At 68.9% G+C, this 15,295-nt stretch carries 14 protein-coding genes; 9 read left to right on the top strand and 5 right to left on the bottom strand.

Annotated features, from left to right (window positions below; genetic code table 11):
• The first annotated feature begins 31 nt into the window (after window positions 1-31).
• The 5 genes from G6R31_RS05535 (at window position 32) to G6R31_RS05515 (ending at window position 5,122) form a co-directional block, all read left to right on the top strand.
• On the top strand, window positions 32-760 hold the full coding sequence (locus G6R31_RS05535) for a 5'-methylthioadenosine/adenosylhomocysteine nucleosidase (protein WP_025567971.1): 729 nt from the start codon (window positions 32-34) through the stop codon (window positions 758-760).
• Window positions 757-1,161 (top strand): CidA/LrgA family protein, encoded by a 405-nt coding sequence (locus G6R31_RS05530; RefSeq protein ID WP_017871584.1) that lies wholly within the window; start codon window positions 757-759, stop codon window positions 1,159-1,161. The genes G6R31_RS05535 and G6R31_RS05530 overlap by 4 nt, the downstream gene beginning before the upstream one ends.
• Window positions 1,158-1,823, top strand: coding sequence for an LrgB family protein (locus G6R31_RS05525; RefSeq protein WP_017871585.1), 666 nt, complete (start codon window positions 1,158-1,160; stop codon window positions 1,821-1,823). The genes G6R31_RS05530 and G6R31_RS05525 overlap by 4 nt, the downstream gene beginning before the upstream one ends.
• Before the next feature lie 162 nt (window positions 1,824-1,985).
• Window positions 1,986-4,622 (top strand): hypothetical protein, encoded by a 2,637-nt coding sequence (locus G6R31_RS05520; RefSeq protein ID WP_017871586.1) that lies wholly within the window; start codon window positions 1,986-1,988, stop codon window positions 4,620-4,622.
• 71 nt (window positions 4,623-4,693) lie between these two features.
• Window positions 4,694-5,122, top strand: coding sequence for a hypothetical protein (locus tag G6R31_RS05515; RefSeq protein ID WP_017871587.1), 429 nt, complete (start codon window positions 4,694-4,696; stop codon window positions 5,120-5,122).
• 192 nt (window positions 5,123-5,314) lie between these two features.
• On the opposite strand, the gene hisG is transcribed toward G6R31_RS05515, so the two are convergent.
• The 5 genes from hisG to G6R31_RS05490 form a co-directional block, all read right to left on the bottom strand.
• On the bottom strand, window positions 5,315-5,968 hold the full coding sequence (gene hisG / locus G6R31_RS05510) for an ATP phosphoribosyltransferase (RefSeq protein ID WP_017871588.1): 654 nt from the start codon (window positions 5,966-5,968) through the stop codon (window positions 5,315-5,317).
• The gene (locus tag G6R31_RS05505; protein ID WP_017871589.1) at window positions 5,965-7,194 is read right to left on the bottom strand and encodes an ATP phosphoribosyltransferase regulatory subunit; all 1,230 of its coding nucleotides are present in this window, start codon (window positions 7,192-7,194) and stop codon (window positions 5,965-5,967) included. The genes hisG and G6R31_RS05505 overlap by 4 nt, the downstream gene beginning before the upstream one ends.
• A 166-nt stretch (window positions 7,195-7,360) precedes the next feature.
• Window positions 7,361-8,488, bottom strand: a complete 1,128-nt coding sequence (locus G6R31_RS05500; protein ID WP_017871590.1) for a phosphohydrolase — start codon at window positions 8,486-8,488, stop codon at window positions 7,361-7,363.
• Between the two features lie 68 nt (window positions 8,489-8,556).
• Window positions 8,557-9,378: a CAP domain-containing protein gene (locus G6R31_RS05495; protein WP_017871591.1), complete on the bottom strand. Its 822-nt coding sequence runs from the start codon at window positions 9,376-9,378 to the stop codon at window positions 8,557-8,559.
• Window positions 9,379-9,590: 212 nt separating this feature from the next.
• A complete protein-coding gene (locus G6R31_RS05490; RefSeq protein WP_025568042.1) occupies window positions 9,591-10,091 on the bottom strand; it encodes a DUF456 domain-containing protein in 501 nt (166 codons plus the stop codon).
• Window positions 10,092-10,269: 178 nt separating this feature from the next.
• Here G6R31_RS05490 and G6R31_RS05485 point away from each other — a divergent pair, with 178 nt between their 5' ends.
• From G6R31_RS05485 to G6R31_RS05470, 4 genes are all read left to right on the top strand, one after another.
• On the top strand, window positions 10,270-12,198 hold the full coding sequence (locus G6R31_RS05485) for a heavy metal translocating P-type ATPase (protein WP_017871593.1): 1,929 nt from the start codon (window positions 10,270-10,272) through the stop codon (window positions 12,196-12,198).
• A gap of 64 nt (window positions 12,199-12,262) precedes the next feature.
• Entirely contained in the window at window positions 12,263-12,697 is a 435-nt protein-coding gene (locus G6R31_RS05480) for a heme-binding domain-containing protein (RefSeq protein ID WP_051056518.1), read from the top strand.
• Between the two features lie 297 nt (window positions 12,698-12,994).
• Complete coding sequence (locus G6R31_RS05475) at window positions 12,995-14,257, top strand: ABC transporter substrate-binding protein (RefSeq protein WP_017871595.1); 1,263 nt, start codon at window positions 12,995-12,997, stop codon at window positions 14,255-14,257.
• 92 nt (window positions 14,258-14,349) lie between these two features.
• A complete protein-coding gene (locus tag G6R31_RS05470; RefSeq protein WP_025568044.1) occupies window positions 14,350-15,288 on the top strand; it encodes a carbohydrate ABC transporter permease in 939 nt (312 codons plus the stop codon).
• The last annotated feature ends 7 nt before the right edge of the window (window positions 15,289-15,295 follow it).

The raw sequence follows: 15,295 nt of genomic DNA, 5'->3' as shown, positions 1-15,295 counted from the left end.
GCAAGGCGCCGAAGCGGCTATGCTCCGCCCCATGCTAGCGATCATCGGCGCGATGGACGAAGAAATCGAGTTGTTGCTGCAAGACCTCGAGCAGCGCGAGGACCTGACGCTGCCCGGCGCCACGCTGCACCGGGGCGTGCTCGGCGGGGTGCCGGTGCTGCTCACGCGGGGGGGCATCGGCAAGGTCAACGCGGCGCTGACCACCGCGTGGCTGCTGAGCCAGGGGGCGACGCAGGTCGTCTTTACCGGCGTGGCGGGCGGCGTGCACCCCGACCTGCGGGTGGGCGACATCGTGGTGAGCACCGACCTCGTGCAGCACGACGTGGACGTGACCGCGCTGGGCTACGAGGTCGGCACCGTGCCGGGGGAGTCTCCCGCCTGGGCCGCCGACCCGCGGCTGCGTGCCCTGGCCCTCGAAGCCGCGCAGGAGGTCGGCGGCGTGCGGGTGATCGAGGGAAGAATCGCCAGCGGGGACCAGTTCATCGCCTCCCGTGAGGGGGTCAGCCGGTTGTGGAAGGCGTTCGGGGCCGCCTGCGCCGAGATGGAGGGGGCCGCCGTCGCGCAGGTGTGCGCCAAGGCGGGGGTGCCCTTCGTCGTCATCCGTTCGGTGAGCGACACCGCCGACCACGACGCGCAGGTGGACTACCGCACCTTCATGCCGCTGGTGGCCCTCCATGCCAAACAGGTCGTGCGCGGGCTGCTGGCCCGGCTGGGGTCCGGCGCCGCAGGAACAGAAGGGAGAGGGGAGGCCGGGGCGTGACCTCTGCTCCTGCGGCGGGCAGCGTCACGCAGGCGCTCCCGGCCCCGGTGCGTTTCGTGCTGGGCCTCGGCATCCTGTGGAGTTTCGCGGCGCTGGGTCTCGCGCTGACCCGCGTGCTGCACCTGCCGCTGCCGGGGCCGGTGGTCGGCATGGTGCTGCTGTGGCTGGGGCTGTCGCTGGGGCTGGTCCGGCTGCACTGGATTCAGGCTGCCGCCGACGGGCTGCTGGGCGTTCTGGGGCTGCTGTTCGTTCCGGCCACCGTGGGCTTCGTGGACTACCTCTCGGCGGGCGCGGCCTGGGGTCTGTGGCTGCTGGTGATGACGGCGGGGCTGCTGCTCGGCGCAGGCACGGCGGGGCTGCTCGCCTCGCGCCTGATTCGCCCGACAGGAGAAGGCGCGTGATCTGGCTGCCGCTCACGCTGCTGGCCTTTGCCGCCGGGGTGCTGCTGCAACTGCGGGTGCGCTCGCCGCTCGCCAACCCCACATTGATCGCCACGCTGGTGGCGGCGGCGGGGCTGCTGCTGACGCGCACGGGCTACCCGCAGTACCAGGAGCAGGTCCGGCCACTGACCGCGCTGCTCGCTCCGGCGGTGGTGGCCCTCGCCGTGCCGCTGTATCAGCAGCGTGCCCTGCTCGCCCGGCAGTGGCAGGCGCTGCTGGTGGGGGGCCTGCTCGGCACGGCGGTGGGGGTGACCACCGACACCCTGCTGTCCCGCGCCCTGAACCTCGGCCCCGACGCAGAGCGTTCGCTGATCACCGCCCCGGCGACCAGTCCCGTAGCGCTGCAACTCGCGCAGTTCACCGGGGCGCCCGCCGAACTCGCGGCGACGCTGGCGGTGCTCTCGGGACTGATGGGGGCGCTGCTGCTGCCGCCTTTCCTGACGCTCATCGGCGTCCGGCACCCGCTGGCCCGGGGCATTGCCATCGGCAGTATGGCCCACGGGGTCGGCACCGCCCGCGCCCGAGAGGAAGGCAGCACCACCGGGGCCGCCAGCAGCATCGGCATGGGTCTGGCCGCCGTGCTGGTGACACTGGTGGTCGCGCTGCTGTCGGGCCAGGGCTGACCCGATTCAGGGCTGACCCGATTTGGGGCTGACCAGATTTGGGGAAAGGCCGGGCGAGAGGCGCAGGCGGGAAACTCAAAGGAAGCGAGGGGGGGGGAGGAACAGGGGTCGCCTGCTCAGCTGCTCTGCCAGGGACGGACGCGCAGTGTATGATTTTCTACAGTGAACACCTTACCTTCCTCATCTTCTTCGCGCCCCCGCAAGGCCCTCTCCCGCGCCGCCCTGCTGCTCGCGCTGCTTTCGAGCGGCGCCGCGCTGGCCCAGCCGCAGTCGGCCACCCAGCCTGCCGGACAGAGCACCACCGGGGGCATTCTGCCGCTGGTGTCGGTGGGCAACACCTGGCCGCAGGCGCAGGAGTCGTACAACATCGTGGTGACGCCGGCCAACGCGGGTAAGCCCCTGGGCCTGGAGGTCTACAGCCCCACCACCAACCTCGCCGACTACGCCGATTTTACCGCCAGCAGCAAGCGCGGCCCCAACTACTTTGGCGACGAAATCTACAGCGCCCAGAAGACCTTCGAGACGAGCTTCGTCCTCGCTGGCGCTGGGGGCACGGTGGTCAGCCGCCAGTACGCCACCAACCGTGAACACACCTGGGACAGCCTCTTTGCCGGGGGCCTGCCTGCCGGGACCTACACCCTCAAGGTCACCAGCCGGGGCAACGGCAAGAACGCCTTCGCGCTGCGGGTCAACGCGCCCTTCGCCCTGGAAACGAGCGACTTCAGCGTCAACGCCCGGTCCACCACCCCCGAGCCGCTGCTCGCCGCCCGCCTGAGCATTCCCGCCGAGTGGGTCGGCAAGACGGTCAGCGTCATCAACTACGACATCGACGGGCCGCAGGAAGCCGAGTCGTGGCTGGTGCTGCCCGGCAACGTGCGGGCCAACCTCACCACCTCCGAAAACGGCAAGTCGGCCACCAACCGCTTTACCATCACCCCGCAGCAGGTGGGCGAGTGGCAGGTCTTTATCCGCGTGCTGCCGACCACCAAGCAGTACTCCAACGCCATCCGTTACTCCTTCCGCATCGGTGACCAGCCCACCCAGGCCCGCGTCGGCGGCTTCGAGACGCCCAAGGACGCCCTGATCGCCAACCGCCTGGTGGTGGACGTGGTGGACACCCAGGGCAACCCGATCCCGGGGTCGAGCTACGTGCTGGTCGGTGAAAACACCGTCAAGCCCTCGCTGCCGCAGGGCTACACGCCCGTCAGCTCTTCCTTGATCGAGGGCAAGGGCACCGTGGTGTCGCCCACCGAAGTGCGCTTCCAGCCCGGCAACAACCGCGTGCGCTTCGTCGCCCGCCGCCCCAGCGTGCTGGTGGACGTGGTGGACCCGCAGGGCAACCCCATTCCCGGCGCGACGGCCACCGCTGAAGGCGGCGTGGCCCGCCCGGTGCTGCCGCAGGGCTACGTGCCGGTGAGCTGCACCATTCTGGAAGGCCGGGGCAACGTGGTCTCGCCCAGCGAGGTGCGCTACCAGCCGGGTGACACCCGCATCCGCTGCGTGGCCCGCCAGCCGCGCCTGACCGTGACTGTGGTGGACACCGAAGGCCGGCCCATCCCCGGCTCGGACTACATCGCGCAGGGCGGCGTCGCCACGCCCGAGCTGCCCGGCAGCTACGTGCCCGTCAGCGCCAACCTGCTCGAGGGCCGGGGCACCGTCGGTTCGCCCACCGAAGTGCGCTACCAGCCGAATGAAGACACCACCATCCGTTTCGTCGCTCGCCTCCAGCGCCTCGCGGTGGACGTGGTGGATACCCAGGGCCGCCCGATTCCCGGTGCCAACTTCACCGTGCAGGGCAACCTGGTGCGCCCCACGCTGCCGCAGGGCTGGGTGCCGGTCAGCTCGACCATCCTCGAAGGCCAGGGCACCACGCCCAGCCCCACCGAAGTGCAGTTCCAGCCCGGCGACACCCGCATCCGCTTCGTCGCCCGTCAGCCCGAAGGCGGCCTCGCGGTGGACGCCGTCGCCATCTTCGGTGACCGCCGCATTCCGCTGAACGGCATTCCCTTCCAGGTGAACGGTCAGACGCTCAACACCCCCGCCACCATTCCGCTGACCCCCGGCGACTACCCGGTGACGCCCACCGCCATTCCCGACAGCACCTTCGTCACCCCGCAGCCGGGCCGCGTGGTGGACGGACAGACCGGGCGCGTGACCATCGAGTACCGCGTGCTCACCTCGCTCTCGCTGAGCGTGGCCCCCGACCTGCTCGCCGCCTGCGACGTGTCGCAGCTTTCGGTGGTCGCCAAGACCAACTTCCCCTACCGCCTCCCCGCCAACGTGCGCGTGAATCTGCCCAGCGGCTGGAGCACCGACTACCCGCTGCAACTCTCGGGTGACTTCGGCGGCGGTCAGGCCCTGCGCCTCAAGGCCCCGGTGCGCATCTGCCGCAGCGACGCGGCCCAGGCGGTCCTTGAACCCACCGGGCTGACCACCAGCGGCCAGGCGACCGTCCGCGCTCCTGGCGGCGCCAACGCCAGCCGCGTGGTCGAAAACGGTGCCCAGGCCGCGCTGACCAAGACGGTGGAAGCCACCGCCAACGGCTACGCGGTGAGCATGGTGCTGACCGTCAACGGCACCATCGACAACCTGCGCATCATCGACCCGCTGCCCCAGGGCACCAACCCCGGCGTCCGCAGCGGCGTGAGCGTGGGCGGCGCCGCCACCGTGGGCGCGTCCACCGACGGCGAGGCCATCGTGCTGGGCCGCGTGACCACCGGCACCTACCGCCTGAGCTACACGCTCTTTACCGACGCCCCCGCCGACCGCGTGGTGACGGCGCCTGAACTGAGCTGGTAAACGTCCCCGCCCTGCCCGCCTCCTGCTCGGGGGCGGGTTTTTTTGTGGGCCAGGCGCCGTATACTGGGTCTATGAAGCGTCTGTTCCCCCTGCTGTGTGCGCTGCTCGTGGCGTGTGGCTCACTGCCCGCCGCGCCCACGACAGGGCAACTGCTCGGGGCGCCGACCACCCTGAACATGACGGGCCGTGCCCTGACTGCGCAGGCCGCGCCCCGGGTCGAGGGCGACGTGTTCCGCGTGCGCCTGACCCTGCAAACGCCGCGTGCCCAGCGACTGCCGCCCGTCCGGGTCACGGACCTGTACGTGGTCACCCGCGACGGGGTCTGGAGTACGCCGGTCGGCAAGGCGGCGGCCCAGGGCTGCGGCAAAGGTTGCCTCACCACCCAGGTGGCCGGGCCTGCGCGTGGATTGCAGCGCGGCGCCGTGCAGGTGGTCGTCGGCCTGCGCGACGCCCAGGGCCGCAGTTACCTGCTGCGCGACCAGACCGTCAGCGTGCGCTGAGGCGGCCTGGTCCCTCCCTCTCTCATACGGATTCCGCTTCATTCCTGCACAGTCGGGCCTGTACAGTTGGGAAGGCGCCGCCTGTGCATCCATATCGCGGAATCCGTATTTTTTCCTACTCGCATCCGCTCTGCTGCGCAGCTTTGCAAGTCGGATTGAATCTGAAACTACCAGATTCAATCGGAATCCGTATCAGGTCAGGCCGGAGTCGGCAGGCGCCGTCAGCTCGCGCAGCCGGGCAATGAGGGGCCGCAGACGCTCGCGCCGCAGCTTGAGGGCGGCGCGGTTGACGATGAGGCGGGCCGAGGAGTGGAACAGCACGTCCACTTCTTCGAGGTGGTTGGCCCGCAGGGTGCCCCCGGTCTGCACGAGGTCAATGACGGCGTCGGCAAGGCCGGTCAGCGCGGCGAGTTCGATGTTGCCGCTGAGCTTGACCACCTCGGCGGGAATGCCGCGTTCCTCGAGATAGGCGCGGGCGGCGCGGGGGTACTTGGTGCCGACGCGGGCAACAGGGCCGCTGGCCCCGATTTCACGAATCAGCGACAGGCGGCACTCGGCAAAATGCAGGTCCACCGGCTCGTACACCGGGCGCCCGGCTTCGAGCAGCACGTCCTTGCCGACGATACCCGCGTCGGCCACGCCGAGGTCCACGTACACCGGCACGTCCTGGTTGCGCAGTTCGAGCACCGTCACGCCGGGGAACTCGTGGCGCAGGGCGCGGCTCGCTTCCGGGCGGGTCAGCGGCAGTCCGGCCTGCGAAAGCAGCGCGATGGCGTCGTCCATGATTCGGCCCTTGGGCAGGGCCAGGGTCAGGTGGTCGGGGCGGCGTTCGGGGACCGAGGTCATGCGCGGGCCTCCGCGCCGGACGTAAGGGCGTGAGGGGTCACGTCCCGCAGGTCCGCGCCCTGCACCCAGCGCCGCAGCCCGCGTGCCTGGGCGAAGTGCCGCAGCTCGGCCCCGTCGTCTGTCCAGGCGAGTTCGGCCCGCAGGCCCGCCGCCCGCGCCGCCGCCGCCCCCGCGAAGTCGAGCGCGAGCACCGTTTCGGGTTCGCTCGGCACCCCGGCGGGCAGTACCGCCGCCAGCCGCTCCAGCCCGATGGCGAAGCCCGCCCCCGGCAATCCCCCCGGCAGCGCGTAGCGTCCGCCGCCCAGCACCGGCTGATTGATGCCCTCCACGTAGGCGCGGAAGGTCAGGCCGGTGTAGTACCCGTAACGGCGGCTGACCCCGAGGTCGAACAGCAGGTCCACCTCCGCGCCCCGCGCCGCCGCGTGCACCGCGCCCAGGTGCGCCACTGCCTGCTCGGCCCGCACGCCGCGCGCCAGGGCCTGCGCCGCCGCCAGCACCTCGGGGCCGCCGTAGAGTTCGGTCAGGCTGTGCAGCGTGCGGGTCACGTCCGCCGGGACGCCGTGCCGCCGGGCCAGCAGGTCGAGGTCGGCTCCGCTTTTGCGGTCAATCGCGTCGTGCAGCGCCGCCCGCACCGGCTCCGTCAGCCCGGCGTCGGTGAGCACCGCGTCCACGAAACCGGGAAACCCGACTTCGAGTTGCGCCTGCACGCCTGCCTGCCCCAGCGCGGCGTGGGCCAGCGCGAGCAGCTCGGTGTCGGCCTGCACGCCGGTCACGCCGATGAGTTCGGCGCCCACCTGATTGAACTCGCGCAGGCGCCCGAGTTCGCTGGTCTGGGTGCGCAGCCACAGCCGCCCGCCGTAGTGCAGCCGCAGCGGAAAGGGGCCGGACGGAAAGTGGGTGCCCACCAGCCGCCCCAGCGCGGTGGTGTACTCGCTGCGCAGCGCCAGCACCTGCCCCCCGGAATCGATCAGCTTGAAGGCGTGGTCGCCCTGCGGATGGGCGGGGTCGGCCAGTTCCAGCGCGGGGAGGTCCACCCCCTCGTACCCCCAGGAACGCAGCAGGCTGGACAGGTGCTGGCGCAGATGTTCGCGCCTTTTCCACTCGGCGGGCAGCACGTCGCGGACTCCGGCAGGCAGGGCCGTCGCCCTGGGGCTGCCGGGGGAAAGCGTTTCGTCGGGCGAAACGGGAGAGCAGGAGGGAAGGTCGGGCGCACTCACGCGGCGCATTGTACGGGGCGCTATGAAGGCCGGGCGTCAGCGGTCTACGCAGTCCGGGACAGCGCGGCCAGGGCAGGCAACCCGGGAAGCGTCGGGTGACGCCGAACCCGCAGTGCGTCCCGGCCCCAGGGACTCAGTTTCAGGGACTCGGCTCCAGGGAATCAGCTCCAGGGAATCAGCCGCGCTCGCTGCCCACGTTCAGGTTGGCGGCCACCGCTTCGGCCACTCGCTTTTGCGTGTCCTGCACTTCGGCAGTGACCTGCTCGCCGGTGTCGAGGTCCATCACGAACTGGTCGCCTTCCAGCCGCACCCGCGACAGAATCGGTTCCTCGCCGCCGTCGCCGCGCATACTCGCCCGCAACTCCACGTAGGGCCGCAGCGGCGTGCGGATCACCTTGGGCGCCAGCACCTCCTCCACCTGAAAGATGCCGCCCGAGTTGTTCATGGTCACGTCGATGCGCACGGGCCGCTCGCGTCCGGGCCGGATGACCACCTGGTCCACCGCCAGCGCACTGATGGAGTGGATGTCCACGCTGCCGAGGGAAAAGGCCTTGCGCCCGCGCCCCTTGGTGATGTCGGTGCCGTCGGCCAGCGCCGTGATGCCGCCCTCGATGGTCAGCGGCGCCGGGTTGAGGTCGTGGCAGTTGATGGCCCCCAGAATGAACGAGCGGACCTTGGTGCGCTTGAAGGGGTCGGGATAGATGGGCGTCAGAATCCGTTCCAGAATCGGCAGCGCCAGCGCGACGCCGTGCTGCTCGTGCGCGGTGCGGTGAATCTGGTTGCCGATGTCGTGCAGCATCGTGCCCAGGATGACGGTCAGGAACACGTCGTCGGCGTCGCCCACCCCGCTTTCCATCAGGTCGGGCCTGACCCCAGCGTCCAGCAGCAGTTCGGTAATCGCCATGCTCGCCGCTCCGGTGATAAAGGCGTGGACCCGCCCGTGGTCGTTGTACCCGAGCTTGCGCATGGTCACGTAGTTCGCCATGTCCCAGTGCGCCCGCGCCTCCGGGTCGCCGCGCAGCGCGTCGTAGGCGGCCAGGGCGCGGGGGTAGCCCTCCAGGTCGCCCCGAATCGCCTGGTTCGCTTCCTCGATCAACTTGGCGCGGGGGGTGGTGAAGGTCGCGTCGGACAAGCTGCTCGCGCTGGCCTTGCCCTCGATGTCCTGCGCCTTGCCGCCCGCCACGCTGAGGCGGAAGTGCGCCCCGGCATCTGCCCGTTGCTGCCCTCCTGCTTCCTGACTGGCTCCCTCCCGACTGGCCGGGGCCTTCTCGCTTTCGGGGGTGCGCTGATTCGGTCTGGTCATGTGTTCACTCTGGCAGATGCCGTGTCAGGACAGGGCAAAGGAGACACAGTTGGCAGGGTCGGCGGCCCCTACTCCGCGCCGAACACCTGCACCCAGTACGTCGCGAACAGCGTTTTGGTCGTGCCGTTGTTGACCGCCGCGCCGAACAGTTTCCACTCCGGGCGCATCAGGTTCTCGCAGTGGCCGGGGCTGGTCAGCAGGTGCTTGACGGCTTCTCCGGCGGTGATGGAGCCGTACTGGATGTTCTCGCCCACGCTCCCGCGAAAGCCGTAGCCCTGCGCCCGTTCCAGGGGGCTGCTGCCGTCTCTGGGGTTGGTGTGCCCCCGGAAATCCAGTTTCACCATGTCGGTCGCGTGCCGGGCCGCCGCCGCTTCCAGGCGAGTGTCCCACTTCAGCGGCCCTACGGCGTTCATCAGCTTGCTCCCGCACTTCTGGCCCTGGGCGCGTGCCCGGTTGGTGGCGCTCAGAAAGTCGTTCAGCCAGCGCCGCGACTGCGTGAGGTCCACCCGCGCGGGCGTGCCCAGCACCAGGGCCATGCGCGTGCCGTCGGTGGCGAGGCCGTACTCGGCGTAGTCCTGCCACTTGCCGCACTGCTCCCCGAGTTTCCGGCCCACCCAGGCGAGGTCGCCGTGATAGGTGCTGCTCCAGCCCTGCGCCCGGTGCGCCCGGTAGCTGTGGCGCGGCAGGGCCTGCTCCAGGGCGTAGCCCGCCATCAGGTCGGCGGCGGCTTCGCCCAGGTCGCCGCTGAGTCGGGGCCGCACGCCGCAGCTGCCGAGTGCGGCCTGCACCGCCTTGTTGAGTTGTTCGGGATGGGCCGGAGCCGCCGCTGGCGCGTGGGCGCTGAGCAGGCCCCCCAGACTCAGCGCCAGGGCAAAGGGTGCGGGTTTCACGCGCTCAGGGTAGAGGCGAACGGCTGACCCGGCTCTGACGGCTCATACGGATTCCGCTTCATTCCTGCACAGTCGGGCCTGTACAGTTGGGAAGGCGCCGCCTGTGCATCCATATCGCGGAATCCGTATTTTTTCCTACTCGCATCCGCTCTGCTGCGCAGCTTTGCAAGTCGGATTGAATCTGAAACGACCAGATTCAATCGGAATCCGTATCAGCCGAAGATGCTCCTGGCCGGGTCCCACAGCCGCCACAGCTCGTACAGGCCCACGATGAGGTGCAGCACCACCTTCGCCGCGATGCCTGCCAGCAGCCCGACCAGCGTGCCCCAGGCCGAGCGCAGCGCGTCCTGAAAGGGCCTGCGGGCAAAGACCAGCTCGGCCACCAGCGCCCCGGCCAGCGGCCCCACGATCAGCCCCAGCGGGATGAAGATGCCGAGCAGGCCGCCGACCAGAGCGCCCCACATCGCCTCCTTGCCGCCGCCGTACTTGCGGGCACCCCAGGCCGAGGCCACGTTGTCGATACTCATGATCAGCAGGGTGATGACGCCGAACACCAGCAAAAAAGGCAGGTCGCGCCCGGCCTGGAAACCGTCGAGCAGCGCCGCCGCCACACTGCCCAGAAAGATGATCAGCGTGGCGGGCACCGCCGGAATGAAGGTGCAGACCATGCCGACCAGCCAGGCGAGCAAAAACACCAGAAAAGGAAGACTCATCTCGGGCCACACTACGCGGGCAAGGGCGCCAGGGTTGCACGGACCTCCGGGCGTCTCCGGCCCTGGCCTTTTTCCGATCTCTCCGCCCGGCTTTCTCCGTTGAGTTTATAGGGGCGAAAGCGTAGAATCACTTATTGAGAATCTTTCCTATTAAGCCCTCACCCCTCAAGGAGTTTTCATGACCAGTCCTTCCCCTGCTGCGGCCCAGGCCCGCGCCGAAGCGCCCGGCAGCAAGAAATTCGTGATTCCGCCCGACCTGCGCTGGGCGGTCCTGTTTACGTTTCTGACCCTGCTCGGCCTTGTCGTCGGCCTGCTCGGGGAACACGTCCTGCACAGCGACGCGGTGATGTGGGGCGGCTTCGGCCTCGCCTACCTCGCGGGCGGCATCCCGGCGGGGCGCGAGGCGCTGCACAGCCTGTTCGTCGAAAGGAAGCTGGACGTGGACCTGCTGATGGTACTGGCGGCCCTGGGCGCCGCAAGCATCGGTCAGGCCGCCGACGGCGCCATTCTGCTGTTTCTGTTCAGCCTGTCCAACACCCTGCAGGACTGGGCGATGGGCCGCACCAAACGCGCCATCGAAGCCCTGATGGACCTCAACCCCGAGGGTGCCACCGTGCGCCGTGACGGGGAGGAAAAATGGTGCGAACTCGGTGACATCCGCATCGGCGACCTGCTGGTGGTCAGGCCGGGCGAGCGCGTCGCCGCCGACGCCCGGGTGGTGACGGGCAATACCTCCGTGGACGAGTCGCCCATCACGGGGGAGAGCCGCCCCATCGACAAGGCCCCCGGCGCCGAACTCGCTTCGGGCACCGTCAACCTCAACGGCAGCGTGGAGGCCGAGGTGATTCGTCCGGCAGGCGAAAGCACCCTGGCCCGCCTGGTCGCGCTGATGGAAGACGCCCAGACCCAGAAAAGCCGCACCGAAACCCTCAGTGAGCGCTGGGAAAGCCCCTACGCCACGCTGGTGCTGCTCGCGGTGCCGCTGGTCTACGCCGGGCTGCACTCTCTGGGCGGGCTGAGCACCGCCGACGCGTGGTACCGCGCCATGACGTTCATGGTGGTCGCTTCTCCCTGCGCCGTCGTGATTTCGACCCCCGCCGTGATGCTCTCGGCGATGGCGGCGGCGGCCCGGGGAGGGGTGCTGTTCAAGAGCAGCGCCGCGCTCGACGCGCTGGCGGGCGTGAACACCATCGCCTTCGACAAGACCGGCACCCTCACCCAGGCCAGGATGACGCTCAGCCACACCTACGCCGACGACGAGCGCGGCGCACTGGCGCTGGCCACCGGTCTGGAAGCCCACAGTGAGCACCCCATCGCCCAGGCCATCGTGCAGGCGGCGCAGGCGCAGGGGGTTGCGCCGACACTGGTGCAGGGCGCCCAGGCCATTCCGGGGCACGGCATCGAGGCCCGCCTGGAGAGCGGCGAACTCGCCTGGGCCGGAAATCTGCGCCTCGCGCAGCGGGAAGGCGCCGCGCTGACCCCGGCGCAGCAGCAGGCGGTCGACACCCTCAGCCGTGAGGGAAGCAGCACCGTCATCGTGGGTGTGGGGCCGCGCGTGGTCGGGGTCATGGGCGTCGCCGACACGTTGCGTCCCGGCATTGCTGAGGCCATACAGGCCATTCGGGCGGCGGGCGTGGCGCACCCGGTGATGCTGACCGGCGACAAGCGAGAGGTGGCCGAAACGGTGGCGAAACAGGTCGGCCTGACCGAGTTCCGCGCCGAACTGCTCCCCGAGGACAAGCTGCGCATCATCGGCGAGTTGCCCGGCCCGGTGGCGATGGTGGGCGACGGCGTGAACGACGCCCCGGCGCTGGCCCGCGCCGACCTCGGCGTGGCGGTGGCGAGCGGCACCGACGTCGCCATCGAGTCCGCCGACGTGGTGCTGATGCAAAACGACATGGGCAAACTCGCCGGGGCGGTGCGCCTCGCCAAGGACGCCAGCCGCACGGTGCGCTTCAACCTGCTCTTTGCCTTCGGCATCATTCTGCTCGTCGCGCCGCTCGCCATCATGGGCCGCGTGCCGCTGCCGCTGGGCGTGGTCGCGCACGAGGGCGGCACGGTGTTCGTGGTGTTCATGGGCCTGCGCCTGCTGCGGTGGCGCCTCTGACGTGGCCCGCCGCTCCCTCACCCTGACTGCGCTGGAGGTTTCGTCATGACCCGTTCTCCCCAAACTGTTTCTGTCCGCCGCCTTCGTCCTCGCGCAGCTCGTGCCCTATGGCCGCGCCCACGCCAACCCGCCCGCGCAGGCCGGGCCGCAGTGGGACAGCCCGCAGACCCAGGCCCTCTTTGACCGCGCCTGCGCCGATTGCCACAGCAACCAGACCCGGTGGCCCTGGTACTCCAGCGTCGCCCCGGTGTCGTGGCTGGTGCAAAAGCATGTGGACGAGGGCCGCAGCAAATTCAACGTCAACGTGCCCGGTTTTGGCCGCGAGGCCGACGAAGCCGCCGGGCAGGTCCGCAGCGGCGAGATGCCGGAAAAGACCTATCTGCCCCTGCACCCCGAGGCCCGGCTGACGGCGACCGAGCGCGACCAGTTGGTGCGTGGACTGGCGGCGACCTTCGGCGCTGAAGGCGGCACAGAAAGGGGAGACGGCGACGGCGATTGAGACGGAGAGCTTGACAGCGGGCACCTGAACGAACTTCGGGTGCCTGTTTTGCTGTCCTGACCAGCCGAGTCTGTCCCACGGCTCACCGTTTTCATCCCCAGTCTGCACTGCCTGAATCGTTTCAGTTGCCGGAGAATCGTATTTTTGCGTACTGGACGGTACTTTCTCGGCCTGACGGAGAATTGACACCCCTGTGCCTGAGGTGTAGCCTGCATTAACCAAAGATTTTGCACCGGGTTGGAACCGCTTCCGATTTCTTGGAGGAAAGAGGCGCGGGCCCCTGCCTCAAGGAGAACTATGAACAAGATTGCTGCCATTCTCGGTCTGACTGTCACCCTCGCCGCCGCTTCTCAGGCCGGCGCCGCGACCCTGACCTTTGCCTGTGACTCGGTGGGGCAGGGCTTCAACGAGTGCAAGAAGGGCGCCGACGCCTGGGCCAAAAAGACGGGCAACACCGTCAAGCTGATTCAGGTGCCCAAGGAAACCGACCAACGTCTGGCCCTGTACCAGCAGCAGCTCGGTGCCAAGTCCGCCGACGTGGATGTGTACATGATCGACGTGGTGTGGCCCGGCCTGATCGGTCAGCACCTCGCCGACCTGAGCAAGACCATTCCCGCCGCCGAAGTCAAGGCGCACTTCCCGGCCATCGTGCAGAACAACACCGTGAACGGCAAGCTCATCGCCATGCCCTGGTTCACCGACGCGGGCGTGCTGTACTACCGCACCGACCTGCTCAAGAAGTACGGCTACAAGTCGGCCCCCAAGACCTGGAACGAACTGGCGACCATGGCCCAGAAAATCCAGGCGGGCGAGCGCAAGAAGAATCCCAAATTCGTGGGCTTCGTCTTTCAGGGCAAGAACTACGAGGGCCTGACCTGTGACGCGCTGGAGTGGATCAGCTCCTTCGGCGGCGGTTCCATCGTGGACAGCAGTGGCAAAATCACCGTGAACAACCCCAAGGCGGTCGAGGCCCTGCGCACCATTCAGGGACTGGTGGGCACCGTCGCCCCCGCCGCCGTGACCACCTACGGCGAGGAAGAAGCCCGCAACGTGTGGCAGGCGGGCAACGCGGCGTTCATGCGCAACTGGCCCTACGCCTACGCGGCGGGGCAGGCCAAGGGCAGCGCGGTGGCGGGCAAAATCGGCGTCGCGGCGCTGCCTGCGGGCACCGGCGGCAAGCCCGCCGCGACGCTGGGCGGCTGGCAGCTGGCAGTCAACGCCTACTCGAAAAACCAGAAGGAAGCCGCCGACCTCGTGCGTTACCTGACCGGCCTGCAGGAGCAAAAGCGCCGCGCGGTGCAGGCGAGCTACAACCCCACCATCGCCTCGCTGTACAAGGACAAGGACGTACTCAAGGCCGTGCCCTTCTTCGGCAGCCTCTACAACGTCTTCACCAACGCGGTGGCCCGCCCCGCCACCGTCACGGGCAGCAAGTACAACCAGGTCAGTGACGCCTTTTCCAGCGCCGTCTACAGCGTGCTGACCAAGAAGAGCGCCCCTGGCCCCGCCCTCAAGACCCTCGAAGGCCAGCTCGCCCGCATCAAGGGACGCGGCTGGTAAGCGGCCAGGGGAGAGCCTGCGCTCTCTTCCGTTCCCGAGCGCCCCTGCCCCCCGGCGGCGGGCGCTTTTTTCCTCAACCCACGGAGACCCGGATGACCACGACCCCCCCCCGCCCACCCGTCAAGATGCGCGGCCTGGAAAAGTCCCGCTCGCGCACCGCCGTGCTGATGCTCATTCCCATGCTGCTGGTGCTCGCCGCCGTCGCCGGGTATCCGCTGCTGCGGACCATCTACCTTTCGTTTACCGAATTCAACTTCATCAGCGACGAGGCGCCGAAGTGGATCGGTCTGGGCAACTACTGGTTCACCACCGAGGAAGGTGTAGGCCTGGGCCTGCTTCAGACCCCCGAGTGGTGGCAGTCGGTCTGGAACACCGTCAAATTCACGCTGCTGAGCGTGTCGCTCGAAACCGTGCTGGGCCTCGCCTTCGCGCTCGTCATCAACTCCAACTTCAGGGGCAAGGGCCTGATGCGCACCGCCATTCTGGTGCCCTGGGCGATTCCCACCGTCGTTTCCGCGCAGATGTGGAACTGGATGTACAACGACTCCTTCGGCATCATCAGCCAGTGGGGGCAGAGCCTGGGCTTCCTGCAAGCGGGCGAGTCGTTCCTGAGCAACCCCGATACGGCGCTGGCCGCGCTGGTGGCGGTGGACGTGTGGAAAACCACGCCGTTTATGGCGCTGCTGCTGCTGGCGGGGTTGCAGACCATCCCCAGCGACATGTACGAAGCCGCCGACGTGGACGGCGCCTCGGCCTGGACGAAATTCTGGCGGCTGACCCTGCCGCTGCTGACCCCGGCGCTGCTCGTCGCGCTGATTTTCCGCACGCTCGATTCGCTGCGCGTGTTCGACATGCCGTTTATCGTCAAGGGCAACGCCCCCGAGACCATGACCATGAGCATCTACGCCCGCCAGGAACTGATCGCCAACTCTCAGTTCGGCTACGGCAGCGCCGTGAGCGTGCTGATTTTCCTGATCATCATGGTGTTCACGGCCATCTACGTCACCAGCCTGCGCGTCAAGTTCGATTGAGGAGGTC

Origin of the sequence: Deinococcus wulumuqiensis R12, from assembly GCF_011067105.1 — a bacterium.
In the GTDB taxonomy this organism is placed as follows: Bacteria; Deinococcota; Deinococci; order Deinococcales; family Deinococcaceae; genus Deinococcus; species Deinococcus wulumuqiensis.
This window is presented reverse-complemented; position numbering and strand designations above follow the sequence as displayed.

Coding starts and splice junctions, on each gene's coding strand:
- G6R31_RS05475 (WP_017871595.1), top strand. CDS start 12,995: ATGAACAAGATTGCTGCCATTCTCGGTCTGACTGTCACCCTCGCCGCC.
- G6R31_RS05470 (WP_025568044.1), top strand. CDS start 14,350: ATGACCACGACCCCCCCCCGCCCACCCGTCAAGATGCGCGGCCTGGAA.
- G6R31_RS05485 (WP_017871593.1), top strand. CDS start 10,270: ATGACCAGTCCTTCCCCTGCTGCGGCCCAGGCCCGCGCCGAAGCGCCC.
- G6R31_RS05505 (WP_017871589.1), bottom strand. CDS start 7,194: ATGCGCCGCGTGAGTGCGCCCGACCTTCCCTCCTGCTCTCCCGTTTCG.
- hisG (WP_017871588.1), bottom strand. CDS start 5,968: ATGACCTCGGTCCCCGAACGCCGCCCCGACCACCTGACCCTGGCCCTG.
- G6R31_RS05490 (WP_025568042.1), bottom strand. CDS start 10,091: ATGAGTCTTCCTTTTCTGGTGTTTTTGCTCGCCTGGCTGGTCGGCATG.
- G6R31_RS05535 (WP_025567971.1), top strand. CDS start 32: ATGCTAGCGATCATCGGCGCGATGGACGAAGAAATCGAGTTGTTGCTG.
- G6R31_RS05515 (WP_017871587.1), top strand. CDS start 4,694: ATGAAGCGTCTGTTCCCCCTGCTGTGTGCGCTGCTCGTGGCGTGTGGC.
- G6R31_RS05500 (WP_017871590.1), bottom strand. CDS start 8,488: ATGACCAGACCGAATCAGCGCACCCCCGAAAGCGAGAAGGCCCCGGCC.